The organism is Rhodoferax sp. LS1R11 (assembly GCF_056521395.1).
In genome coordinates this window covers 402,529-424,550 of sequence record NZ_JBWMAW010000001.1, presented here as the reverse complement: position 1 = coordinate 424,550, position 22,022 = coordinate 402,529, and the positions used below count along the sequence as shown (strand labels likewise).

Below are 22,022 nucleotides of genomic sequence, written 5' to 3'. Positions count from 1 at the left end.
CCAGCAAAACCCAAAGAGTATAGCACCCAACCACCCATGCTTTCAGACCTACACACCACACGCCGTCAGATACGCAGTGGCCAGGCCCACCCGGCCGAGCAAGCTGAAGTTGCCATCGAGGCCGCGGCAGCGGAACGTTGCAACCATGTTTTCCTGCAAACCTCATTTGATGAAGCCCGCACGGTGGCGAATAGCCCGGACATAGGCGAAACCCCGCTGGCAGGTCTGGCAGTCTCGGTGAAGGACCTGTTTGATGTGGCGGGACAGGCCACCCGAGCCGGCTCGCTCGCTCTGGGCGACGCAAAAATGGCGGCGCATGACAGCCCTGCCGTTGCCCGCCTGCGGCGTGCCGGCGCGGCCCTGATGGGGCGCACCAACATGGTGGAGTTTGCTTTTTCAGGTGTCGGCATCAATCAGCACTTCGGAACCCCAGTCAACGCCTGCTCCGGCAATATTCCCCTGATTCCCGGCGGGTCGTCGTCGGGCGCTGCGGTCTCGGTTGCCACGGGTGCGGCTTATATCGGGTTGGGCTCGGACACGGGAGGCTCCATCCGCATTCCTGCGGCATTGAACGGCATTGTGGGTTTCAAAAATACCGCCCGGCTGGTGCCCACCGACGGAGCCATCCCGCTGTCCAGCACCATGGATACCGTTTGCGCGCTCACCCGCACTGTGCGCGATGCCGTGCTCGCCCACGAGATACTGGCAGCGCGCCAAGTCACCCGCAGCGCCGCACCGCTGTCGGCCTACCGCCTCGCGGTGGCCAACACCCTCATGCTTGACGAACTCGACGAAACGGTGAGCCGGGCCTGGAGTCGCACGCTCAACACGCTGCGCGCTGCAGGCGCCCATATCGACGAACTCACGCTGGCCGAACTCAACACGCTTCAATCCATTCAGTCGACCGGAGGTTTTTCGGCGGCCGAGAGTTACGCCTGGCACCGGCGCCTGATTGAAGCCAAAGGGAAAACCTACGATCCGCGGGTACTGGCCCGGATCCAGCGGGGTGAGACAATGAGCGCCTGTGATTACATCGAGTTGCTGGGTGACCGGTGCCGCTGGATTAAGAGCATGGACAGGGCTCTGCAGGGCTATGACGCAGTCTTGTCGCCCACCGTCCCCATGGTTGCCCCTCCTCTTGCCGATGTGGCGCCGGGAGCGGAAAGGGATGACGCTTTTTTCCGCGTCAATGCATTGCTGCTGCGAAACACCAGTGTCGTCAATATGCTGGACGGCTGCGCTGTGTCCATCCCCTGCCACCTGCCTGACGAGTTACCCGTGGGTCTGATGATCTGGGCGGGCGCCATGCGGGACGATACGGTGCTCAGCATTGCCTTGCAAATCGAACAACTACTACAAAATTAATAGCTGCTTGCGCACGTTCCACGTGGGCTAGAGGCCAAAAAGGCATAAAAAAGGGATTCATGAAGATTGCAGTCATTGGTGCCGGGATCATTGGCATCACCACGGCCTACGAATTGGCCTGCGACGGGCACGAGGTGACGGTCATGGAGCGGCGGGGAGCCGCCGCAGAGGAAGCCAGTTTTGCCAATGCCGGCATCGTGGCACCCGGCTACGTTACCCCCTGGGCCGCGCCGGGCATGCCGGCCAAAGTAGTTCAGCACTTGTTCAGCCGGCATACGGCGGTCAAAATAGGGCTACCGCTCTCCAGGCGCGAGTTGTCCTGGATGTGGCGGTGGTACCGTGCCTGCAAACTCGACACCTACCTCGTCAACCGCGCCCATCTTCAAAAGCTGGCGTTTTACAGCCGGGAGCGGCTGCACCACATCACCACCGACCTGAAACTGGAATACGAGCGCAGTGACGGCTACATGGTGCTGCTGCGATCAGAAAAAGACAGCAAAGGCGTGCAGCCCGGCTTGACGGTGCTGCGCGAAGCGGGCGTGGATTTCAAGGAGATCGATGCCGATGCCGCCCGCAAAATTGAACTGGCGCTGAACCCCGATACCCGATTTTTTGGCGCCATTTATCTGCCTGAAGACGAAGTGGGCAACTGCCGCCAGTTCGCCCTGATGCTGAAAAATGAAGCCCAGCGGTTGGGCGTCCACTTTGCGTTCAACACCACCGTCACCCACGTCACCGCCACCCGCGGTATCGCGGTTGGTATCGCGGGTGAACCCGAGCCGCGCCACTTTGACGCCGCTGTGATGTGTGCCGGCCTGGACTCGGCCCGCTTGTTGGCCCCCATCGGCCTGAACATTCCGTTGGCCGCTGTGCATGGCTACTCCGTAAGCGCCACCATTCGGGAACCCCTCAACGCGCCCCGCAGCGCCGTCCTGGACGAACGCTTCAAGGTCGCCATCTCTCGCCTGGGCAACCGGGTTCGGGTAGCGGGCGGTGCTGAATTGGGTGGATCGCATGACAAAAAGCGGGCGGGCGCCCTGCAAACCCTTTACAAAGTATTGCATGACTGGTTTCCAGGCGCGGCCAACCTGTCAAGCGGCGTCCAGGAATGGAAGGGCACGTGCCCCATGCTGCCGGACGGCCCTCCCATCGTGGGGCCCAGTGGCATGGCGGGGCTTTGGCTCAATTTGGGGCATGGCTCCAGTGGTTGGGCACTGAGTTGCGGCTCGGCCAGAGCGTTGGCCGACATGGTGGGCGGCCGTCAACCGGACCTGGATGTCTCCGGCCTGGATGTCGGGCGACTTCGTGCTTGACACGGATCCCGTTGACGCCGTGTGTGGTGACACAATGCTTGGCTGAAAGACAATTCACCTTATGAGTCCTGAACTTTCCCTCAAACTGGCCGCAGCGGTAGACGGCATGCCTGCGTTTCCGAAAAGTGTCCAAAAAATCCTGGAGCTGACGCGAGATGTCAACTGCTCGCCCAAGGACCTGGTGCAAGTCATTGACAAAGACCCGGTGGTCACCGTCAAGATTCTGAAAGTCGTGAACTCGGCTTACTACAGCCTGCCCAAGCAAATCACGTCGATCAACCATGCCGTGGTGTACCTGGGCTTCAACACCATCAAGAACCTGGCCTTGAGCATTGCGGCCATTGGCATGCTGCCCAAAGACAATGCCGCCGGGTTTGACGGCCAGCAGTACCTTCTTCACTCCCTGGCCACCGCCAGCATTGCGAAGCAACTGGCATTGCGGGTGGACGACGCGGACCCCATGGACTGCTTCATTGCCGGCCTGTTGCACGACTTTGGCAAAGTGGTGTTTGCCCAGTTCATGCCCGCCGAATTCCAGAAAGCGCTGGAGTTCAGTCAGTGGAATGAAACCTCGCTGTTTCTGGCCTTGCGGGAAGTCATCGGCATTGACCATGCCGTGGTGGGCGCCATGCTGGTCGAAAAATGGCGCTTTGCACCCAACCTGATTGAGACCATTCGCCACCAGTATGGTGACGATTTGAAGGACACGGACATGATTGCCTGTGTGTTTGCGGCCAACCAGATCAGCAAAAAGCTGGCGTTTGGCTTTGGCGGCAACCCCCGCATAGAAGAATTGCCGCCAGCCATTGCCAAGCGCCTGGGCGGTACCCTGGATGAGGTGATCGCGTCGTTGGGAGACTTGACGCCCCTGTTTGAAGAAGCCAAAATATTTTCGAAAGTTTGAGGGCACGTCATGAAAGTCAGATTTTGGGGAGTCCGCGGTTCCATCGCGTCTCCCGGGCCCAAAACAGTGCGCTACGGGGGCAACACCACCTGTATTGAAATTCGCACCGACAACAACGAGTTGATCATCATCGATGCGGGCACCGGCATCTTTCCGCTGTCCCAAACACTCCTGGCGGAGCTGCCAGTCACAGCCAATGTGCTGATCAGCCATTCCCACTGGGACCACATTCAAGGCCTGCCCTTTTTTATCCCCAACTTCATTCCCGGCAACACCTTGCGCCTGCATGGGGCGTTTGACCCGGTGTCAGGCAAAGGAGTGGAGCAGGTCATGGCCGTGCAACTGCAGTACAGCTATTTCCCGGTGCGTGAAGCCGAGATGAAGGCACGCATTGAATACGTCACACTCGTCCCGGAACAAAGCATCCAGATCGGCTCGGCCACCGTCACGCCCTACCTGATGGACCACCCCGTCATTGACTTTGGCTACCGCATTGAAGCCAACGGCAAATCGGTGTTTTTTACCGGCGATCACGAACCCCCTTACAACATCTATGAGCCCGGTGAGGACGGCTATGCCGAATACCAGACCTTCGTTGACGAAAAGGCCCGGAGCATTCTCAATGGCATGCGGGGCGTGGATGTCCTGATCGCCGACTGCTCGTACACCCAGCAGGAATATCCAGCCAAAAAAGGCTGGGGCCATGGCACGTTCAACTCCAGCATTCAGTACGCCAAGGATGCTGGCGCCAAAATGCTGTTTTGCACGCACCATGAACCCACACGCAGTGACGACGCATTGGAAGCCGTGTTCACCCAGATACTGGCCGACCACCCGCCGCAAACTGGTGGCCCCGAATACCGCCTGGCGCGCGAAGGCGAAACCTACGAGTTCTGACCCATGCTGAAAATTGATGCCCGCTCTCGCCAGCCTTTGTACGGGGTTGACGCAACGCGCCGCATTGAACATGCAGCCCAGGCCGCCCTGCCACCCCATACCCTGATGCAACGCGCCGGGCTGGCGGTTGCACAACTCTCGCTCGCACTGGCACCCCACGCCCGGCGTATCTGGATCGCATGCGGCCCCGGCAACAATGGCGGCGACGGGCTGGAAGCCGCCATGCACTTGCAGCGCTGGGGAAAGCAGCCGATAGTCACCTGGCTGGGAAGCCCTGACAAGGCACCACCGGATGCGGCCGTGTCTTACCTGCGGGCCCGTCAGGCCGGCGTGACCTTTACCGACGGACCGCCTCACGATTTCGACTTTTGTATCGATGCGTTGCTGGGCGTCGGGGCCAGTTCACGCGCACCTGAAGGCCGCATGGCAGAGTGGATTGCCCGCATCAAGGCAGGCTCTTCCACGGTGCTGTCAATCGATCTGCCCACCGGCCTGCAGGCCGACACGGGTGTGCTGGCTTCGAATGGCGTCATCGCACAACACACCTTGAGCCTGCTCACACTCAAGCCTGGCTTGTTCACAGCCCACGGTCGTGACGCGGCGGGAAAGGTCTGGCTGGATGACCTGGGCGTCGGCTCTGATGCCTTGATCAATGAAGCTGCCTCCCCCTGCGCCTGGCTGGCAGGCACACCGACGCTGGCCGCGAGGGCACACGCCTCACACAAAGGCAGCTATGGCGATGTAGCCGTGGTGGGCGGAGCACCGGGCATGACCGGTGCAGCGCTGCTGGCCGCGTCGGCAGCTCTGCATGCCGGTGCAGGGCGGGTCTTTGCAGCGCTGCTCGACAACGGTGCCATGACCGTTGATACCGCTCGGCCAGAACTCATGTTCAGGCACCTTGACACGCTGGATTTTTCGACCCTGACGGTGGTCTGCGGCTGCGGGGGTGGCGAAGCCGTGCGCCCTGTGCTTGCCCGGGTCTTGTCCACCGCAGCCCAACTGGTTCTGGATGCAGATGCCCTCAACGCCATCGCGCTCGTCCCCGAGCTTCAGACGCTCTTGACCGCACGCGCCACAGCCCATGCCTCGACCGTGCTGACACCCCACCCTCTGGAAGCCGCCCGTCTGCTGGGCGTCAGCGCCAGCCATGTGCAAGCTGACCGCCTCTCGGCCACCCACCAGTTGGCCCAACGTTTTGGCTGCACCGTGGTACTCAAAGGCTCCGGCACCGTGATCGCTGCACCCGGTGAGACGTCCGTCGTCAATTCCACGGGCAATGCCAGGTTGGCCACCGCCGGCACCGGTGACGTACTGGCAGGCATGGTGGGGGCGCGACTGGCCGGCGGGCAGGAAACATTCCAGGCGGCGTGCCACGCGGTGTACCTGCATGGCCGCACCGCAGATCAATGGCCCGCCGGGCGCCCCCTGGTGGCCGCTCAACTGGCCACGCTGGCCAGCACGGCATAAAACGCTATAAATTTAGTAGCTACTCCCGCATACCAGACGAGGGCTACAGGCACTTTCTTTATAAATTTTTGATTCTTGGCTGCTACAAGCTGCGGCAGCAACCTGAAAAAGCAGTCGCCATGAAAGGCCTGCATAAACAGCTTATTTAAGGGCTTGATGCCCAGGGTCCATGTGCCATGATGACACGGCCTCTACCCGGCGTTCCGTCGCACAATGCTATTCTCAATTCGCCACTTATCAACCCCATTAATTTTTCCTGTTGATACCAATACCGACGTTGACGCTGCATGAACTTTCACTTCTCTCAATGTCGATCACTCAAGACCCGGGTAACACTTTTCACGCTAGCCATATTTGTTCTGGGGCTTTGGTCGTTGACGTTTTATGGCAGCCACATGCTGCGAGCGGACATGGAGCGGGTGCTCGGTGAGCAACAGTATTCGACGGTTTCGTTCATCGCCAAGGAGATCAACGAGGAGCTGGAGAACCGCCTCAACGCTCTCCAATCAGTCGCTGAGGGCATCTCACCGACGGTGTTGAGCGATGCGGCGTCCCTGCAGTTACTCCTGGCGCAACGCCCTGTTTTGCGGGCACTGTTCAATGATGGTGTCCTGGCCTATCGGCTCAATAGTGGGACTGCTGCCGAAATTCCGGTCATGCCCGTGCGGGTCGGTATGACCGATATGGCAGCTGACACCGTTGTGGCGGCACTCCAGGATGGCAAATCAACCATTGGTCGGCCGGTGATGGGCACCACACTGATGGCGCCGATATTTGGCATGACGGTGCCCATTCGGGACCCGCAGGGCAAAGTCATCGGGGCACTCACCGGCGTCACCAACATGGGCCTGCCCAACTTTCTGGACAAGGTAACCAACAGCAACTTCGGAACATCAGGCACCTATTTGCTGGCGGCCCCCCAGCACAAGCTGTTCATCACCAGCTCAGACCAGAGCCGCGTCATGCGACCACTGCCCGCTGCGGGAGTCAACCCCCTGAATGACCGGTTTGTGGGAGGGTACGAAGGCTACGGCGTACTGGTCAATTTTCGTGGTGAAGAGGAGCTGGCAGCAGCCAAAAGAATCCCGGTCGCGGGCTGGTTCATGGCCATTGCACTACCCACCTCAGAAGCCTTTGCACCTATTCGTGTCATGCAATGGCGCATGCTCATGGCGACGCTCATCCTGACGCTGTTGGCGGGCGGCCTGACTTGGTGGATGCTCAGGCGCCAGCTGTCACCCATGCTGGGCGCGATTGAAACACTGGCCAAGCTCTCGACGTCCCATGGGCCACTGCGGCCATTGCCGATTGCCCGAAAAGACGAAATTGGCGCATTGATTGGTAGCTTCAACCATCTGATTGAAACGCTGGCCCAACGTGAGAGCGAATTGCAGGGTAGCGAGGCCTTCAAGCAAGCCATCTTGAATTCGGTTGCGGCCGAAATCGTCGTGCTCGACCGGGACGGCCTGATTCTGGCCACCAACGAGCCCTGGCGGCGATTTGCAATTGAAAACGGCACGATGGCCGGTACCCCTGCACAAGGCTGCGAAGTCGGCACCAATTACCTGTCCGTTTGCCAACCGCGCAGCGGCTTTCCGATGGACGAAGCAGGCGATGCGGGAATGGGTATACGAGCGGTCCTTGACGGCAGCTTGGCCAACTTCAGCCTTGAATACCCCTGCCATTCACCCCAAGAGGAGCGCTGGTTCAGCATGAGCGTGACGCCAATGGGCAGCGCCGGCAATGGGTCCATCGTCATCACGCATACCAATATCACGGAGCGCAAGCGGACCGAAGCACAACTCAACAAGGCTTTGCAGCAGGCGCAGGAAGCCGAACGCATTCTCCATGCCCTGATGGAACATGTGCCCGAAGGCATCACGATTGCCAACGCCCCGGATGCGACCATCCGCATGGTCAGCCGTTATGGCCGCGAACTGGTTAACAAGGCCAAAGAAGTTCTTGAAGGCACCCCAGTCAGTGAACACGCAGAAACATGGGAAATTTATTGTGCTGATGGCGTTACCCCAGCCAAAAACGACGATTTACCGCTGACCCGGGCAACCCGAAAAGGTGAGCTGGTTGAGGACGAAGAGTGGGTCTTCGGCAACGCATCTGGCAAACGCATTCCGATACTGTGTAATGCGGCCCCCATCAAGGACGAGCAAGGACAAGTCACCGGTGGTGTGATGGCATGGCGGGACATGACGGACTTGAAAGCTCAACAAACCCAGCTCCAGCTGGCTGCCCAGGTCTTCGCGCACAGCAAGGAGGGCATCACGATCACGGATGCCCAAGGCAACATCATCATGGTGAATCGCGCTTTCACAGAAATCACGGGCTATGCCGAAGCAGAGGTTCTGGGCCAGAATCCACGCATCATTTCCTCAGACCGGCAAGGCCCGGATTTTTATGCTGGCATGTGGTCAGACATCCGTGACAAGGGTCAATGGGCAGGTGAAATCTGGAATCGACGCAAGGACGGCACGGTATACCCCGAATGGCTGTCGATCACAGCCATGAACGATGCAGACGCACAAGTCTCGCATTACATTGGAAATTTCAGTGATTTGAGCGACGCCAAGGCGACTGAGAGCCGAATTCAGTGGATGTCGCACTACGATGTTCTGACCGGCTTGCCAAACCGAACCCTGCTGGAGGACCGCACCGCCCACACGCTCGCACTGGCACAACGAGCGCATGAACCCGCGTCGATGATGATGCTCAGCATTGATCACTTCAAAAATCTCAATGAGACCTTGGGGCATCACAGTGCAGACGACTTGCTGGTCGAAATCGCCAAACGGCTGAGCGATACCGTTCGGGCCCAGGATACCGTGGCACGCCTGGGAGGCAAGGAATTTGTCCTGGTGCTGGCCGATACGTCAGCGGTCGGAGCGGCCCACCTGGCATCGGTTCTACTGAGAAAACTGGCCGAGCCTTTCCGCACTGCAGACCAAGAGTTGACCTTGACGGCATCCATCGGCATAGCGACCTATCCGGCACACGGAAAAGACTTCGATACCTTGTTCAAGTCGGTTGAAATTGCCGTTCACCGTGCCCAGGTCAATGGCCGCAACGCATTTGCCTTCTACACCGATGACATGTACCAGCAGGTGCAGGCGCGAGACCAGATGACCAAGGCCCTGCGCACCGCCGCCGCGAAGGACCAGTTGCAACTGGTCTACCAGCCGCTGGTAGACCTGCAAAGCGGACAAATCAGCGGACTGGAAGCCTTGCTGCGATGGCATCACCCCAAGCTGGGCACCGTATCTCCCACCCAGTTCATTCCACTGGCCGAGGAGTCCGGCCTCATCAAGGACATTGGCGAGTGGGTACTGCGTCAGACCTGTCGAGATATCCGCAACTGGTTGGACAAAAGCATTAAAGTGCCTCATGTTGCTATCAATGTCTCTCCCCTGCAGTTTCGCGATGCCGATTTGCTAGCCCAGGTCAGGAACACGCTGACCGAATTTCAGGTCGACCCTACCATGGTTTATCTGGAAGTAACAGAGGGTGCACTGATGGACGATGTGCCGCGCAGTGAGGCGATGCTGCGCGATCTCAAGGACATGGGCCTGAAGCTGTCGCTGGATGACTTTGGTACGGGTTACTCGTCGCTGAGCTACCTCAAACGCTTTCCTTTTGACAAGGTCAAGATTGACCAGTCATTTGTGCGAGACATCACCACCAGCCAGAGCGACAACGTTATTGTGAAGGTGATTGTTTCCATGGCTCACGGCTTGGGTCTGAAAGTAATTGCCGAGGGGGTGGAAACCGAAGCGCAATGCGAGATTATGCGCACCAGCGTGTGTGACGAGATTCAGGGCTACTTTTTCTCCAAACCGGTTTCGGCCCTGGCCATTGAGGAGTTGTTTACCGAGGGGCGCCAGTTGCCAGCGCACTTGCTTCGTCTGCAAAAGCCGCAGCGCACGCTGTTGCTGGTCGACGATGAGCCGCATATCGTGTCCTCGCTCAAGCGCTTGTTCCGTCGCGACGGACATGTCATCCTTACCGCAGGCAGCGGGGCTGAGGGACTCGACGTCCTCTCCAAAAACAAGGTGGACATCATCATCTCCGACCAGCGCATGCCAGGCATGACAGGGGTCGAGTTTCTGCGGGCTGCCAAGATCAATTACCCCGATACCATTCGCATCGTGCTCTCGGGCTACACCGAATTACAGTCGGTCACGGATGCCATCAACGAAGGGGCGATTTACCGTTTTTTGACCAAGCCTTGGGACGATGAGCTGCTGCGCGAGCATATCAAGAAGGCGTTTGAGTACAAAGAGTTGCTGGAAGAGAATCGCCAGCTCGATATCAAGATTCGCACAACGAACCAGGAGTTGATGGCGGCCAACCGCCAGCTGGGGCATGTGTTGCAAAATACGCGCCACCAGATTCAGCGGGATGAGACCAGCCTGGCTATCGCGCGCGAAGCCTTGCAGCACATACCTTTGCCAGTCATTGGCGTGGATGACGAAGGGTTGATGGTTTTTGTCAACGCCGCTGCAGAGCAACTATTTGCCAGCGCCAGCCCGCTGTTAGGGGTTGAACTGATCTACGGTCTCCCTGCGCTGCATTCAGCCATGGCCGACATTGATGAAGGCGTACCTTTCAAGATAATAATCGACCACCACGCCTACATTGTCCAGTGGAACACCATGGGGGTTAACTCGCAGTCTCGGGGCAAGCTTTTGACATTGACCAGGATCGATCCGAATTCATGACCGTCGTAGAGCAACAACTTTCGTTGGCACAGACAAGAGCAGGCATGGTGCTGGCACGCGAAGTGCTGGACACCAAGGGCCAGGTCCTGATGGGTCGCAACACCGAGCTGAATCGTGCCAGTATTGCGGCCCTGCACCGCCGCGACATTGCATATGTTTGGATATTGGCTGACGGTCTTCCATCGCCAGAGAGCCCAATGCAGGATCCCGCAGTCCTTCACCATCGGAAAGTCCGTTTGGAGCGCCTGTTTCGGCACATGGGTGAGAGTGAGGATGGTCTCTACCTGATGCATCTGATGGCTCGCCATTGGGGTGTGAAACTATCATGATCAACATTGCCATGGGCGAAGTTTTGCAACGCATTCATAACCTCCCATCTTTGCCAACCGTGGTGATGGAGTTACTGGCAAGCCTGAGTCAGGAAGATGTAGATATCGATGAACTAGCGAAAAAAATTACCCAGGACCAGGCCCTGACAGCGCGTACCTTGCGTCTCGCCAACTCCTCTTTTTATGGCATGACAAACCAGGTCACGACGATCCAGGAAGCCATTGCCATTCTCGGGTTCAGAACCGTGCGAAGCATCGCAACCACGACCGCATTGATGGGTACCTTTTCCCGTGGTGCAGGAAGCAGCTTCAATGCAACACCTTTTTGGCGGCATTCCATCGCTGCCGCGGTCTGCGCGAGAGAGCTCGCACCGCTCTTGCATCTGAACCCGGAGAATGCATACGTTGCAGGCCTGATACATGACATTGGCCGCTTGGTGCTGGTTACTCAATTTCAACCCAATTTCGAAGCCGCCATGGCCTACCGGGCGCAATATGACTGCAGCGTGTTGGACGCCGAACGTGCCGTGCTGGGCATTGACCATGCACTCGTTGGCCAATTGCTGACTCGCCACTGGAAGTTTCCCGAGACCATTCAGCAGGCCATAGCCAGCCACCACGAAAAGCCGATACCCAGCGCACCACCCCTGCAAATGCTCATTCTGGCCGCCGACACCATCGCACATGCGCTCGATCTGTCCATGGATGAGAACGATCTGGTACCCCCCGTTCCATCCGGCCTGTGGCAACAGCTCGGTCTGGACGATAACAAGCTGATGCTTGTTTTTAAAAATGCAGAGAAACAGTTTGCAAGCGCCAGTCTACTCTTGACCACCTGAAGGAGAATCTTCCTTGATTCATGCCAGTCTCCCTGCCGAAATCAGCAAGCACCATTTTGATGTAGTCAGCCTTGATGGCTTTTTTGACGCCAGCCCGGTCCCGACCTTCGTGATCAATTCAGACCATGTGGTGACCCACTTCAACAAAGCGTGTGCAACCACCCTGGGCATCGCCGCCACCGAAGTCATCGGCAAAAAAGGTTTGGGGCGCATTTTTTATGGCCATGAAAGGCCCGTGATGGCCGATCTCATCGTGGATGGCTCCATCAAAGAGTTGATTGATGACCTGTACCAAAACCGGTACAGAAGCTCGCTGGCTATTCCCGACGCCTATGAGGCCGAAGGATTCTTCCCCCATATCGGGTTGATGGGACGATGGCTCTTCTTTACGGCAGCGCCGCTGCGCAACCCGCAAGGCGAGGTGATTGGCGCCATCGAAACGTTACAGGACATCACAGAGAGAAAAGTCGCGGAAGCAGCGCTACTGAAATCACAGACTGAAATAGAACTGATCGTGGAGCAACGAACAGCGCAACTGGCAGAGGTCAACCACACGCTCAGGGAGGATGTACTTCGACGAGAAGCGGCTGAACGAGAACTCATGGACCGCAATGCCGAGCTATACAGCCTGAATGCAAAGCTGTCGACCGCGCAGGAACATTTGGTGCAATCTGAAAAGCTGGCATCCATCGGGCAATTGGCAGCGGGCGTTGCTCATGAAATCAACAACCCTATAGGTTATATTTTTTCCAACTTTGGCACGCTCGAAAAGTACTTGGCGGACCTGTTCCAGATGCTCGCGGCTTACGAAGCCGCCGAACCATCCCACGGCAACGCACAGACCACCTCAGAACTCAAGGCCTTGCGCAATGAGATCGAGATGGATTTCCTGAAAGAAGATATTCCGACCCTGATGCACGAATCCAAAGAAGGGATTGTGCGGGTACGGAAAATTGTGCAGGATCTCAAGGATTTTTCCCACGTTGACACCAACCCGGATTGGCAATTTGCAAACATCAACCATGGCATCGACTCCACGCTGAATGTGGTCAATAACGAGTTGAAGTACAAGGCCGACGTGGTGAAGGCCTATGGCGACCTGCCAGAAATTCAGTGCATGCCATCGCAAATCAATCAGGTGGTGATGAACCTGGTAGTCAACGCCGCCCATGCCATGGGTACTGAGCGCGGCACGATCACGGTGCGCACCGGCGCCGAAGGCGACAAAATCTGGATTGAAGTAGCGGACACCGGGAGCGGTATTCCCAAAGACGTACTCCCCCGCATCTTTGATCCTTTTTACACCACGAAGCCTGTTGGCAAAGGCACAGGGCTCGGGCTTTCACTGTCCTACGGTATTGTCCAGAAGCACCACGGCAGTCTTGAGGTGGCAACCGAGATGGGCAACGGCACCACATTCCGCGTGACGCTGCCGGTCAAGCAGTCGGCCGGCACATTGGCAAACGGAGGTCAGTCAATATGACTGAAGCCACCCTATCGGCCGACTCGGCGAGCCATAAGTTACCTACGATCTTGTGCGTGGACGACGAGCCCAATATTTTGTCGTCATTGCGACGCTTGTTTCGAACCAAGGGGTATCAGGTTCGTACGGCTGAAAGTGGCAGCGCCGGGTTGGCCCTACTGGAGGCAGAGCCGATCGACCTTGTGATTTCGGACATGCGCATGCCTGAAATGGACGGTGCCCGCTTTCTGGAACACGTACGAGAGCGCTGGCCCGACACAGTACGCCTGTTGCTGACAGGTTACGCCGACATCAACTCCATCATTGAGGCCATCAACCGAGGTGAAATCTACCGCTACATCACCAAGCCCTGGGATGACCATGACATTGTGCTGATCGTACGCCAGGCACTTGAACGCCAAGCACTGGAAAAAGAAAGACAACGGCTTGAAACCCTGACTGCTCGCCAGAACGAAGAACTCAAGGCGCTCAACGCCAGCCTGGAGGAGAAAGTAGAAGCACGCACAGCAGAACTTCGCGTGGCCAATGATGCGCTGCAGGGTGCCAACGACAGGCTCAAGAACAGCTTCATCACATCGATCAAGGTGTTCTCCACGCTGATCGAAATGCGCGGTGGCAACCTCGCGGGCCACTCGCGCCGCGTGGCGGATCTGTGCCGCCGCATTGCCTTGAAGCTGCAACTCGACAACAAACAGGCGCAGGAAATTTTCGTGGCAGGTTTGCTTCACGACATTGGGAAAGTTGGTTTTGCAGACGAGCTACTGACGACGCCGATTCCCATGATGTCAACCCGTCAACTGGACGCCTATCGCAAACACACGGAGCGCGCCGAGCACTTGCTATTGCCGCTGCAAGACCTGCGGGGAGCGGCAGAAATCATTGGGTCGCAACTGGAGCGCTTCGATGGAGCAGGCTTTCCGGAGCGCCTGCGCGAACAGGGCATTCCGATGGGTGCGCGCATCCTGGCGCTGGCCAGTGACTACGACAACCTCCAGATTGGCACTTTGGCGCAGCGCTGCTTCAGTCCGGATGAAGCCAAAACAGTGATTGTGCAAAGCAGTGGCAAACGCTATGACCCCGAGGTGGTCGCAGCCTTCCTGGAGACGCTGGGCGGCGTTGCGCGGGAAGAAGCGGAACAGAAGCGCACGGGAGAAATGTCGGTGGAGGCCCGCAATTTAGAAGTTGGCATGGTGCTATCGCGTGATCTCATCACGCCCAGTGGCCTGCTCATGCTATCGACCGATCACGTACTCGACGAACGCATGATTGGCAAGATCATTGATTTCGAAAAATCCGGCGGGATGCAGCTGTTTGCCTTCATCCGGCTGGACCGACGAACCTGAAGATGCCGTTCAGCGGCGAACGTCCCCGTTTCGGACTAACCTCGGCCGGCAAACGGCATCTTGGTGGCCATGACGGTGTGAAACATGACATTCGCCTCTAAAGGCAAACTGGCCATATACACCACTGACTGACCGACGATACCGACATCCATCAGCGGCTCAATGGCAATCTCACCATTCGCCTGCAGGATGCCGGTGGCCATGCGCTGCGCCATCTCTGTCGAGGCATTTCCGATGTCAATCTGGCCCACCGCTATATCGTACTTTCGGCCGTCTAGTGAGGCAGATTTGGTCAAGCCTTTGACCGCGTGTTTGGTTGATGTGTAGGCAATAGAGTTGGGACGCGGCGTGGTCGCGGAGATAGAGCCGTTGTTGATGATGCGCCCACCCCGCGGTGTCTGCGCCTTCATCACTAGAAACGCCTGCTGAAGACACAAAAACATACCCGTGAGGTTGGTATCCACCACATTCTTCCATTGGGCCAGAGTCAAGTCCTCAAGCGGAATACCCGGTGCACTGACACCTGCATTGTTGAACACAAGGTCAACCCGCCCAAAAGCCTGCACTGCTGCCTCAAATAGAGCTTTGACAGAGTCCGGGTCCGACACATCGGTGGGCACAGCCAGCGCACGCTCCGGTACGCCACTGAGCGTGACAACGTCCGCCAAGGGGCCGGGACGCCGACCTGCCAGAACGACTTTGTAACCGTCCTTCAACAAAGCCAACGCAGTGGCCTTGCCAATGCCTGATCCAGCGCCAGTCACGATGGCAACTTTAGAAATTAAGGTCATATCTCTTTGCTTATTTATGATGTGAAACGATGTAATCAAGACCGACGACGTGGCTTCTTGCCTTTGTCCTTGTTCTTGGTCGCAGCCGGTCTGCCAACAGTTTTTCCGGCAGGACCTGCGGGCCGGGGTGCACGAGCCAAGGGCTCGGACATTTTTCTTGACGGCCGCTTAGTTGAAGTTCGACCGGAGTCAACGTCCTTGTCCAGCCGAACATCTCCGTCCCGCAACGACCCTTTGTCCTTCAAGGCACGCGGCGCAAGTTCCTGACCTTCATGAACCAGCCGGAAGTCAATTCTGCGTCCGTCAAGATCAACCCGGCTGACCTGCACGCGAACCCGGGAACCAATGGCATACCGCATGCCTGAGCGCTCGCCACGCAACTCCTGCCGCGCCTCGTCAAAGCGGTAGTACTCGCCGCCCAATTCGGTGATGTGTACCAGACCTTCGACAAACATGGCGTCAAGCGTCACAAAGATGCCGAAGCTGGTGACAGAGCTGACCACTCCGCCATATTCTTCGCCCAGGTGCTCGTGCATGTATTTGCATTTGAGCCAGGCTTCCACATCACGGCTGGCCTCATCTGCACGACGCTCATTGGCACTGCAATGCATGCCGGCTGCCTGCCAGGCTTGGGTTTCAGGGCTTTGCTTCTTGGGCTTTTGCCCTGGTTCGGCAACCCGTGACGCCAAGCCCTTTTCGAGCCGTCGCGAAAGCTTGGCGTGGGCCTCGCCCGGTGTCGGCAAGACCGGCAGCTGGTACTTGGTCTTGGCCAGAATGGCCTTGATCACGCGGTGCACCAACAAATCCGGGTAGCGTCGAATCGGACTGGTGAAGTGGGTGTAGGCATCAAACGCCAGGCCAAAATGACCATTGTTCAGCGGCGTGTAAATGGCCTGCTGCATGGATCGCAGCAACATGGAGTGAATTTGTTGCGCATCAGGGCGGTCCTTGGTGGCCGCCGCAATGGTTTGAAATTCACCGGGTGCGGGGTTGTCGCTGATGGTGAGACCCAAGCCCGTCACTTTAAGGTAATTTCGAAGAATCTCGATTTTCTCGGGCGTCGGTCCTTCGTGCACCCGAAACAGCCCTGCGTGTTTGCTATGCGCAATAAAGTCAGCACTGCACACATTGGCCGCCAGCATGGCCTCTTCAATCAGCTTGTGAGCATCATTGCGGGTCCGCGGTACGATTTTCTCGATGCGTCCGCTTTCATCACAAACAATTTGAGTCTCGACCGTTTCAAAGTCGACCGCACCCCGGCGCACCCGTGATTTCAGCAAGGCTTGGTAAACATCATGCAGATTCATCAAATCCGTCACACGCTCCTTGCGCTTGAGTGCTTCAGGGCCTCGTGTGTTGGCAAGAATGGCGGCCACTTCGGTGTAAGTGAACCGGGCATGGCTCCACATCACCGCAGGGTAAAACTGATAGGCAGAGACTTCCCCGTTTTCCGTCACCAACATGTCACACACCATGCACAGGCGTTCGACTTCCGGGTTCAGTGAGCACAGCCCATTCGATAATTTTTCAGGCAGCATCGGTATGACACGGCGCGGAAAATACACGCTGGTCGCGCGATCGTACGCATCAATGTCGATGGCCGACCCGTTTTCCACGTAGTGACTCACATCGGCAATCGCCACCAGCAAGCGCCATCCCTTGACTGCGGACTTGCCCTTGCCAATTTTGGCGGGTTCACAATAAACAGCATCATCAAAATCACGTGCGTCTTCGCCGTCGATGGTGACCAGCGAAACATCCGTCAAATCAACCCGGTGTTTTTTATCCTGTGGCCGCACTTTTTCGGGCAAGGTGCGAGCCAATGCAATACAGGCATCAGAAAATTCGTGGGGCACGCTGTATTTACGAACGGCAATCTCGATTTCCATCCCCGGATCATCAACCTCACCCAACACTTCCTTGACCCGCCCCACCGGCTGCCCATACAACGAAGGCGCCTCCGTCAATTCAACAACGACGACCTGCCCCGGCTTGGCGGAGCCCGTTCCTGTCTTCGGAATCAACACGTCTTGTCCATATCGTTTGTCCTCTGGGACCACGATCCAGATGCCACTCTCCAACAGCAGGCGCCCGATGATGGGCTGCTTGGGCCGCTCAATGATTTCAACCACCCGACCTTCTGGTCGACCTTTGCGATCACTGCGAACAATGCGGACCATCACCCGGTCTTTGTGCAACACGGCACGCATTTCGTTGGGGGGCAAATAGATGTCGGATTCACCGTCGTCACGGGTTACAAACCCATGTCCATCACGATGACCTTGAACGATTCCTTCAACTTCATCCAGCAAGCCGCTGGTTTGGCTAATATTCTTGATACAATACCTTTCTTTCCTGAAATGCCCAGGTGGCGGAATTGGTAGACGCACTAGTTTCAGGTACTAGCGAGTAACTTCGTGGGGGTTCGAGTCCCTTCCTGGGCACCAATATAAATGAAACCGGGAGTCTTTTCTGAAGACTCCCGGTATTTTTTTGACAAAAAAAGCCGCTGATCTCCCAGCGGCTTTTTTGTTGTCGGGAAATAATTCAAACTGATAAATTTAAAACGGCTGGGCCACGAGATCGTGACCCTGTGCACCCACGATACGGGCCTTGGTAAATTCACCCACCTTCAATGTTTTGCTGATTTTTTCAGGCGGCAACAATTTGACGACACCATCAATTTCAGGTGCATCGGCATAGGAGCGACCAATGCCACCTTTTTTACCCATGCCTGGCGCTGAATCCACCAGAATTTGCATGGTGGCACCGATGCGTTGATGCAACTTGGCCGCGGACACCGCCTCAGCGACCTCCATGAAACGAGCACGCCGTTCTTCACGCAGCTCAAGCGGCAGCATTCCTGGAATATCGTTTGCCGTAGCGCCTTCCACGGCGCTATAGGCAAAGCAACCTGCACGATCAATCTTGGCCTCACGCATGAAATCCAGGAGATGCGAAAACTCCTCTTCAGTCTCACCGGGAAAACCAGCAATAAAAGTACTGCGCACCACGATGTCCGGACAGGCTTCGCGCCAACGCTGAATGCGCTCCAGATTGCGTTCACCGCTGGCCGGCCGCTTCATGCGCTTGAGCACATCAGGATGACTATGCTGGAACGGGACATCAAGGTAAGGGAGCACCTTTCCTGTGGCCATCAATGGAATGACTTCGTCCACACTGGGATAAGGATATACATAGTGCAATCGTACCCAACCACCGTAGGGTTCCGCCATATCACCCAGGGCCTGAACCAAATCAAGCATGCGCGTCTTGATGGGCTTGCCATCCCAGAAACCGGTTCGGTATTTGACATCAACACCGTAGGCAGAAGTGTCCTGGCTGATCACCAGCAACTCTTTGACACCGCCTTCAAACAAGGCTCGCGCCTCATTGAGCACATCGCCAATCGGGCGGGACACCAGGTCACCCCGCATGGAGGGAATGATGCAGAACGTGCAACGATGGTTGCAACCTTCGCTGATCTTGATGTAAGCATAGTGCCGCGGCGTGAGCTTGACACCTGCAACGCCAAACGTGTTGGGCACAAGATCAATAAATGGATCATGCGGCTTGGGCAGATTGGCATGCACGGCATCCATCACCTCTTGCGTTGCTTGTGGACCCGTCACCGCCAGGACACTGGGATGCATTTTTCGCACGAGATTGCCACCACCGTCAGCTGATTTGGCACCCAGGCATCCGGTCACAATCACCTTGCCGTTTTCAGCCAGCGCCTCACCGATGGTGTCCAGGCTTTCCTTGACTGCATCATCAATGAAGCCACAAGTGTTGACGATCACCAGATCGGCACCCTGAAATGTTTTTGAAGTTTGATAACCCTCTGCATTCAATTGTGTGAGGATTAACTCAGAATCAGTTAACGCCTTAGCACATCCGAGGCTAACGAAGCCGACCTTGGGACGGCTGTTGGTTGGTGTAATAACTTCGCTCATAATTTTTTGGTTGTTCCGGCCTTCGCTCTGGTCAGCTTTTGATTCCAAAAGCGCCCAGCATCTGGCCGGTTTGTTTTTGCATCTGTTCCTGCATTTTTTTAAACAGGTTGGTGGACTGCTCCAGATTTCCACCCAACATGCCTTGCAGTACGGGCGCCTGCATGGCCATGAACTGCGTCCACATTTCTGGCGTCAGCCCTTTGGACTGCTCCGCAAATTTGGTCTGAACTTCCATCAGGGACTGGATGTTTTTCTCCAGGTAACCGCCCACAAACCCTTGCATGGCGTGACCGTAAAAACGGATCACATTGGCCAGCACGGGCGCCGTGAACATGGGCGAGCCATTGGTCTCTTCCTCAAGAATAATTTGAAGAAGAATGCTGCGAGTCAGATCTTCGCCTGTTTTAGCATCGAGCACGGCAAAATGCTCACTGTCCATGACCAATTGCTTGACTTCAGACAACGTGATGTAACTCGACGTGTCCGTATCGTAGAGCCGACGATTGGGGTATTTTTTAATAACGCGCTGAGTGACTTTTTCATCAGCGGTTTTCTTGTCTTGCATGTGGACTCCTCTGGCTTCTACCAAAGATCAATAAAATGTGTTGCACCGCAACACATTTTATGGAGTGCCCCACCCCAAAGCCTAAAGGATTACCCTGAGCTTGAGTGCCGAACAAATGAGAATTTTGGTAGGCGCAATTGGACTCGAACCAACGACCCCCACCATGTCAAGGTGGTGCTCTAACCAGCTGAGCTATGCGCCTAAATACTATCCGAAGCCAAAATTATAGCAGCGATATTCACCCTCTCGGGGCACCCTGAAAAATTTTTGCATTTAACGTAAGTAACCAGAAGAAATGAATACGCCATAATTGACGTTTACGTTAACGTCAATTGCTTTTTTAGGGAGCTTCACATGGAAATCGCAGGCAAGGTATTTATCGTCACAGGTGGCGCGTCAGGTTTGGGCGAAGGCACGGCTCGCATGCTGGCAGCCAAAGGCGGCAAAGTCGTCATTGCTGACATGCAGGTTGAAAAAGGTGAAGCGGTCGCCAAGGAAATTGGGGGCGCTTTTGTTAAATGTGACGTGAGCCAGGAAGCCGATGGTCAAGCCGTTGTAGCCCAAGCCGTGTCCATGGGCAAACTCATGGGCCTGGTCAACTGCGCGGGCATTGCGCCAGCCGAAAAAACCGTAGGCAAAAACGGCTCACATTCTTTGGGCGTATTCACCAAGTGCATCACCGTCAACTTGGTAGGCAGCTTTAACATGATTCGCCTGGCTGCCGATGCCATGTGCAAGAACGAACCTGAATCCACCGGCGAGCGCGGCGTGATGATTTCCACCGCATCGGTGGCGGCCTACGATGGACAAATCGGACAAGCTGCTTACAGCGCCTCCAAAGGCGGCATTGTCGGCATGACGCTCCCCATCGCCCGTGACCTGGCCCGCAACGGTATTCGCAACATGACCATCGCGCCCGGCATCTTCGGGACCCCCATGATGTTTGGCATGCCCCAGGAAGTGCAGGACTCATTGGCCGCCAGCGTTCCCTTCCCCTCCCGTCTGGGTACACCACAAGACTACGCCAAACTGGCTCAGCATATTTTTGAGAACGACATGTTGAACGGTGAAGTGATTCGTCTGGACGGCGCGATTCGCCTGGCACCTCGGTAAGCGATCTTTCGGGCCGCAAATTTGCGGCCCGAGCTGGCTCAGCTTGACCTGATCCAGCAAGAAACAGGTGATGACCCCATAATCATGGGAACGTCCCGGAGAGAACCATGTCACTGCTCACACGTGTCGTCCTGGCCGCCTTTCTGGCTACGTCATTTGCGTCACAGACGCTGGCGCAAGACAAGGCGTCACCGAGCCTCGTGCTGCAAGGCCTTGTGGCGTTTAACTCCGATGAGGGCATGGTACGACTCGCTCGGGCAGTTGCGAAGGCAGACTTCCCTGCACTTGCAAATCAGTTTGAAGCACAATTCAATGCAGCCTTCTGCGGCCCGACCACTGTCGCCATTGTGCTGAACGCTTTATGTGGCCGCAGTCGTGATCTGCCCAGGGAGCGCAGCCGCTTACAGACAGAGGACTTTCAGTACCTTCCGGACGGTTTTGATCCAACAGTGCCGCGTTTCACCCAGGATAACGTGATCAGCAAGGGGCAAAAACCCCGTTCGCAGGTTTTCGGAGCGCCCGTCACCCTCAACGGAAAACAGATCAAGGACTTTGGATACCAGGTCCGCCAGCTGGATGAACTGCTCAGAGCACATGATCTCATTACGCGGCTTGCTGTCGTTGACGACAAAAAGCCCGACGACGAGATTCGCACCGAGTTGGCGGAAAACCTCAAGCATGCAGGTGACTACGCCATCGTCACCTACAGACGGGCAGACGTAGGGCAAACGGGTGGCGGGCATATCTCGCCGCTTGGGGCTTACGACGCGGAGTCGGACTCTTTTCTTGTGCTGGACGTCAATCCATCCAGTGAGGGGTGGGTCTGGATGCCCACCGCCACACTCATCAAAGGCATGCGCACCTTTGATACGGTGGAAAACCGCGGGTACATCCTGGTTCAAGCACGCTGATTGCGCCAACCATCCT

Annotated in this window: 17 protein-coding genes and 2 tRNA genes; 13 read left to right on the top strand and 6 right to left on the bottom strand. The window is 56.7% G+C overall.

The window, feature by feature from the left end; genetic code table 11:
- Positions 1-36: 36 nt before the first annotated feature.
- From AC097N_RS02040 to AC097N_RS02020, 5 genes are all read left to right on the top strand, one after another.
- Positions 37-1,365, top strand: a complete 1,329-nt coding sequence (locus tag AC097N_RS02040) for an amidase (RefSeq protein ID WP_479579055.1) — start codon at positions 37-39, stop codon at positions 1,363-1,365.
- A 59-nt stretch (positions 1,366-1,424) separates the two neighbouring features.
- Positions 1,425-2,678 carry a D-amino acid dehydrogenase gene (locus tag AC097N_RS02035; RefSeq protein WP_479579054.1) on the top strand — a complete coding sequence of 418 codons (1,254 nt, stop codon included), beginning with the start codon at positions 1,425-1,427 and terminating at the stop codon, positions 2,676-2,678.
- A gap of 61 nt (positions 2,679-2,739) precedes the next feature.
- Positions 2,740-3,582 carry an HDOD domain-containing protein gene (locus AC097N_RS02030; RefSeq protein ID WP_479579053.1) on the top strand — a complete coding sequence of 281 codons (843 nt, stop codon included), beginning with the start codon at positions 2,740-2,742 and terminating at the stop codon, positions 3,580-3,582.
- A gap of 9 nt (positions 3,583-3,591) precedes the next feature.
- Positions 3,592-4,479 (top strand): MBL fold metallo-hydrolase, encoded by an 888-nt coding sequence (locus AC097N_RS02025; protein ID WP_479579052.1) that lies wholly within the window; start codon positions 3,592-3,594, stop codon positions 4,477-4,479.
- Positions 4,480-4,482: 3 nt separating this feature from the next.
- Positions 4,483-5,946, top strand: a complete 1,464-nt coding sequence (locus tag AC097N_RS02020; RefSeq protein ID WP_479579051.1) for an NAD(P)H-hydrate dehydratase — start codon at positions 4,483-4,485, stop codon at positions 5,944-5,946.
- Here AC097N_RS02020 and AC097N_RS02015 read toward each other — a convergent pair.
- A complete protein-coding gene (locus AC097N_RS02015) occupies positions 5,916-6,080 on the bottom strand; it encodes a hypothetical protein (protein ID WP_479579050.1) in 165 nt (54 codons plus the stop codon). The two genes, AC097N_RS02020 and AC097N_RS02015, sit on opposite strands and share 31 nt — an antisense overlap.
- Before the next feature lie 261 nt (positions 6,081-6,341).
- Here AC097N_RS02015 and AC097N_RS02010 point away from each other — a divergent pair, with 261 nt between their 5' ends.
- Genes AC097N_RS02010 through nosR form a run of 5 tightly spaced genes read left to right on the top strand, consistent with a single transcriptional unit; the run spans position 6,342 to position 14,670 of the window.
- Positions 6,342-10,676: an EAL domain-containing protein gene (locus tag AC097N_RS02010; RefSeq protein WP_479579049.1), complete on the top strand. Its 4,335-nt coding sequence runs from the start codon at positions 6,342-6,344 to the stop codon at positions 10,674-10,676.
- On the top strand, positions 10,673-11,005 hold the full coding sequence (locus AC097N_RS02005) for a hypothetical protein (protein ID WP_479579048.1): 333 nt from the start codon (positions 10,673-10,675) through the stop codon (positions 11,003-11,005). The genes AC097N_RS02010 and AC097N_RS02005 overlap by 4 nt, the downstream gene beginning before the upstream one ends.
- A complete protein-coding gene (locus AC097N_RS02000) occupies positions 11,002-11,844 on the top strand; it encodes an HDOD domain-containing protein (RefSeq protein ID WP_479579047.1) in 843 nt (280 codons plus the stop codon). The genes AC097N_RS02005 and AC097N_RS02000 overlap by 4 nt, the downstream gene beginning before the upstream one ends.
- Positions 11,845-11,857: 13 nt before the next feature.
- A complete protein-coding gene (locus AC097N_RS01995; protein WP_479579046.1) occupies positions 11,858-13,327 on the top strand; it encodes an ATP-binding protein in 1,470 nt (489 codons plus the stop codon).
- On the top strand, positions 13,324-14,670 hold the full coding sequence (gene nosR / locus AC097N_RS01990; RefSeq protein WP_479579045.1) for a response regulator c-di-GMP phosphodiesterase, NosR family: 1,347 nt from the start codon (positions 13,324-13,326) through the stop codon (positions 14,668-14,670). Before AC097N_RS01995 ends, nosR begins: the two co-directional genes overlap by 4 nt.
- A 35-nt stretch (positions 14,671-14,705) precedes the next feature.
- Here nosR and AC097N_RS01985 read toward each other — a convergent pair whose 3' ends face one another.
- Together AC097N_RS01985 and rnr are read right to left on the bottom strand one after the other, a co-directional pair.
- Entirely contained in the window at positions 14,706-15,461 is a 756-nt protein-coding gene (locus AC097N_RS01985; RefSeq protein ID WP_479579044.1) for an SDR family oxidoreductase, read from the bottom strand.
- A 35-nt stretch (positions 15,462-15,496) separates the two neighbouring features.
- On the bottom strand, positions 15,497-17,773 hold the full coding sequence (gene rnr / locus AC097N_RS01980) for a ribonuclease R (RefSeq protein ID WP_479579043.1): 2,277 nt from the start codon (positions 17,771-17,773) through the stop codon (positions 15,497-15,499).
- 50 nt (positions 17,774-17,823) lie between these two features.
- On the opposite strand from rnr, the gene AC097N_RS01975 reads away from it, so the two are divergent.
- Positions 17,824-17,908: transfer RNA gene (locus tag AC097N_RS01975), tRNA-Leu, on the top strand.
- 114 nt (positions 17,909-18,022) lie between these two features.
- Here the strand turns inward: AC097N_RS01975 and rimO are convergent.
- The 3 genes from rimO to AC097N_RS01960 form a co-directional block, all read right to left on the bottom strand.
- Positions 18,023-19,417, bottom strand: a complete 1,395-nt coding sequence (rimO, locus tag AC097N_RS01970; RefSeq protein ID WP_479579192.1) for a 30S ribosomal protein S12 methylthiotransferase RimO — start codon at positions 19,415-19,417, stop codon at positions 18,023-18,025.
- Positions 19,418-19,448: 31 nt separating this feature from the next.
- Positions 19,449-19,982: a polyhydroxyalkanoate synthesis repressor PhaR gene (gene phaR / locus AC097N_RS01965; protein WP_479579042.1), complete on the bottom strand. Its 534-nt coding sequence runs from the start codon at positions 19,980-19,982 to the stop codon at positions 19,449-19,451.
- A gap of 125 nt (positions 19,983-20,107) precedes the next feature.
- A tRNA-Val gene (locus tag AC097N_RS01960) sits at positions 20,108-20,184 on the bottom strand.
- A 152-nt stretch (positions 20,185-20,336) separates the two neighbouring features.
- Here AC097N_RS01960 and AC097N_RS01955 point away from each other — a divergent pair.
- Positions 20,337-21,095: a 3-hydroxyacyl-CoA dehydrogenase gene (locus AC097N_RS01955; protein ID WP_479579041.1), complete on the top strand. Its 759-nt coding sequence runs from the start codon at positions 20,337-20,339 to the stop codon at positions 21,093-21,095.
- Between the two features lie 107 nt (positions 21,096-21,202).
- The gene (locus AC097N_RS01950; protein ID WP_479579040.1) at positions 21,203-22,006 is read left to right on the top strand and encodes a phytochelatin synthase family protein; all 804 of its coding nucleotides are present in this window, start codon (positions 21,203-21,205) and stop codon (positions 22,004-22,006) included.
- Positions 22,007-22,022 lie beyond the last annotated feature (16 nt).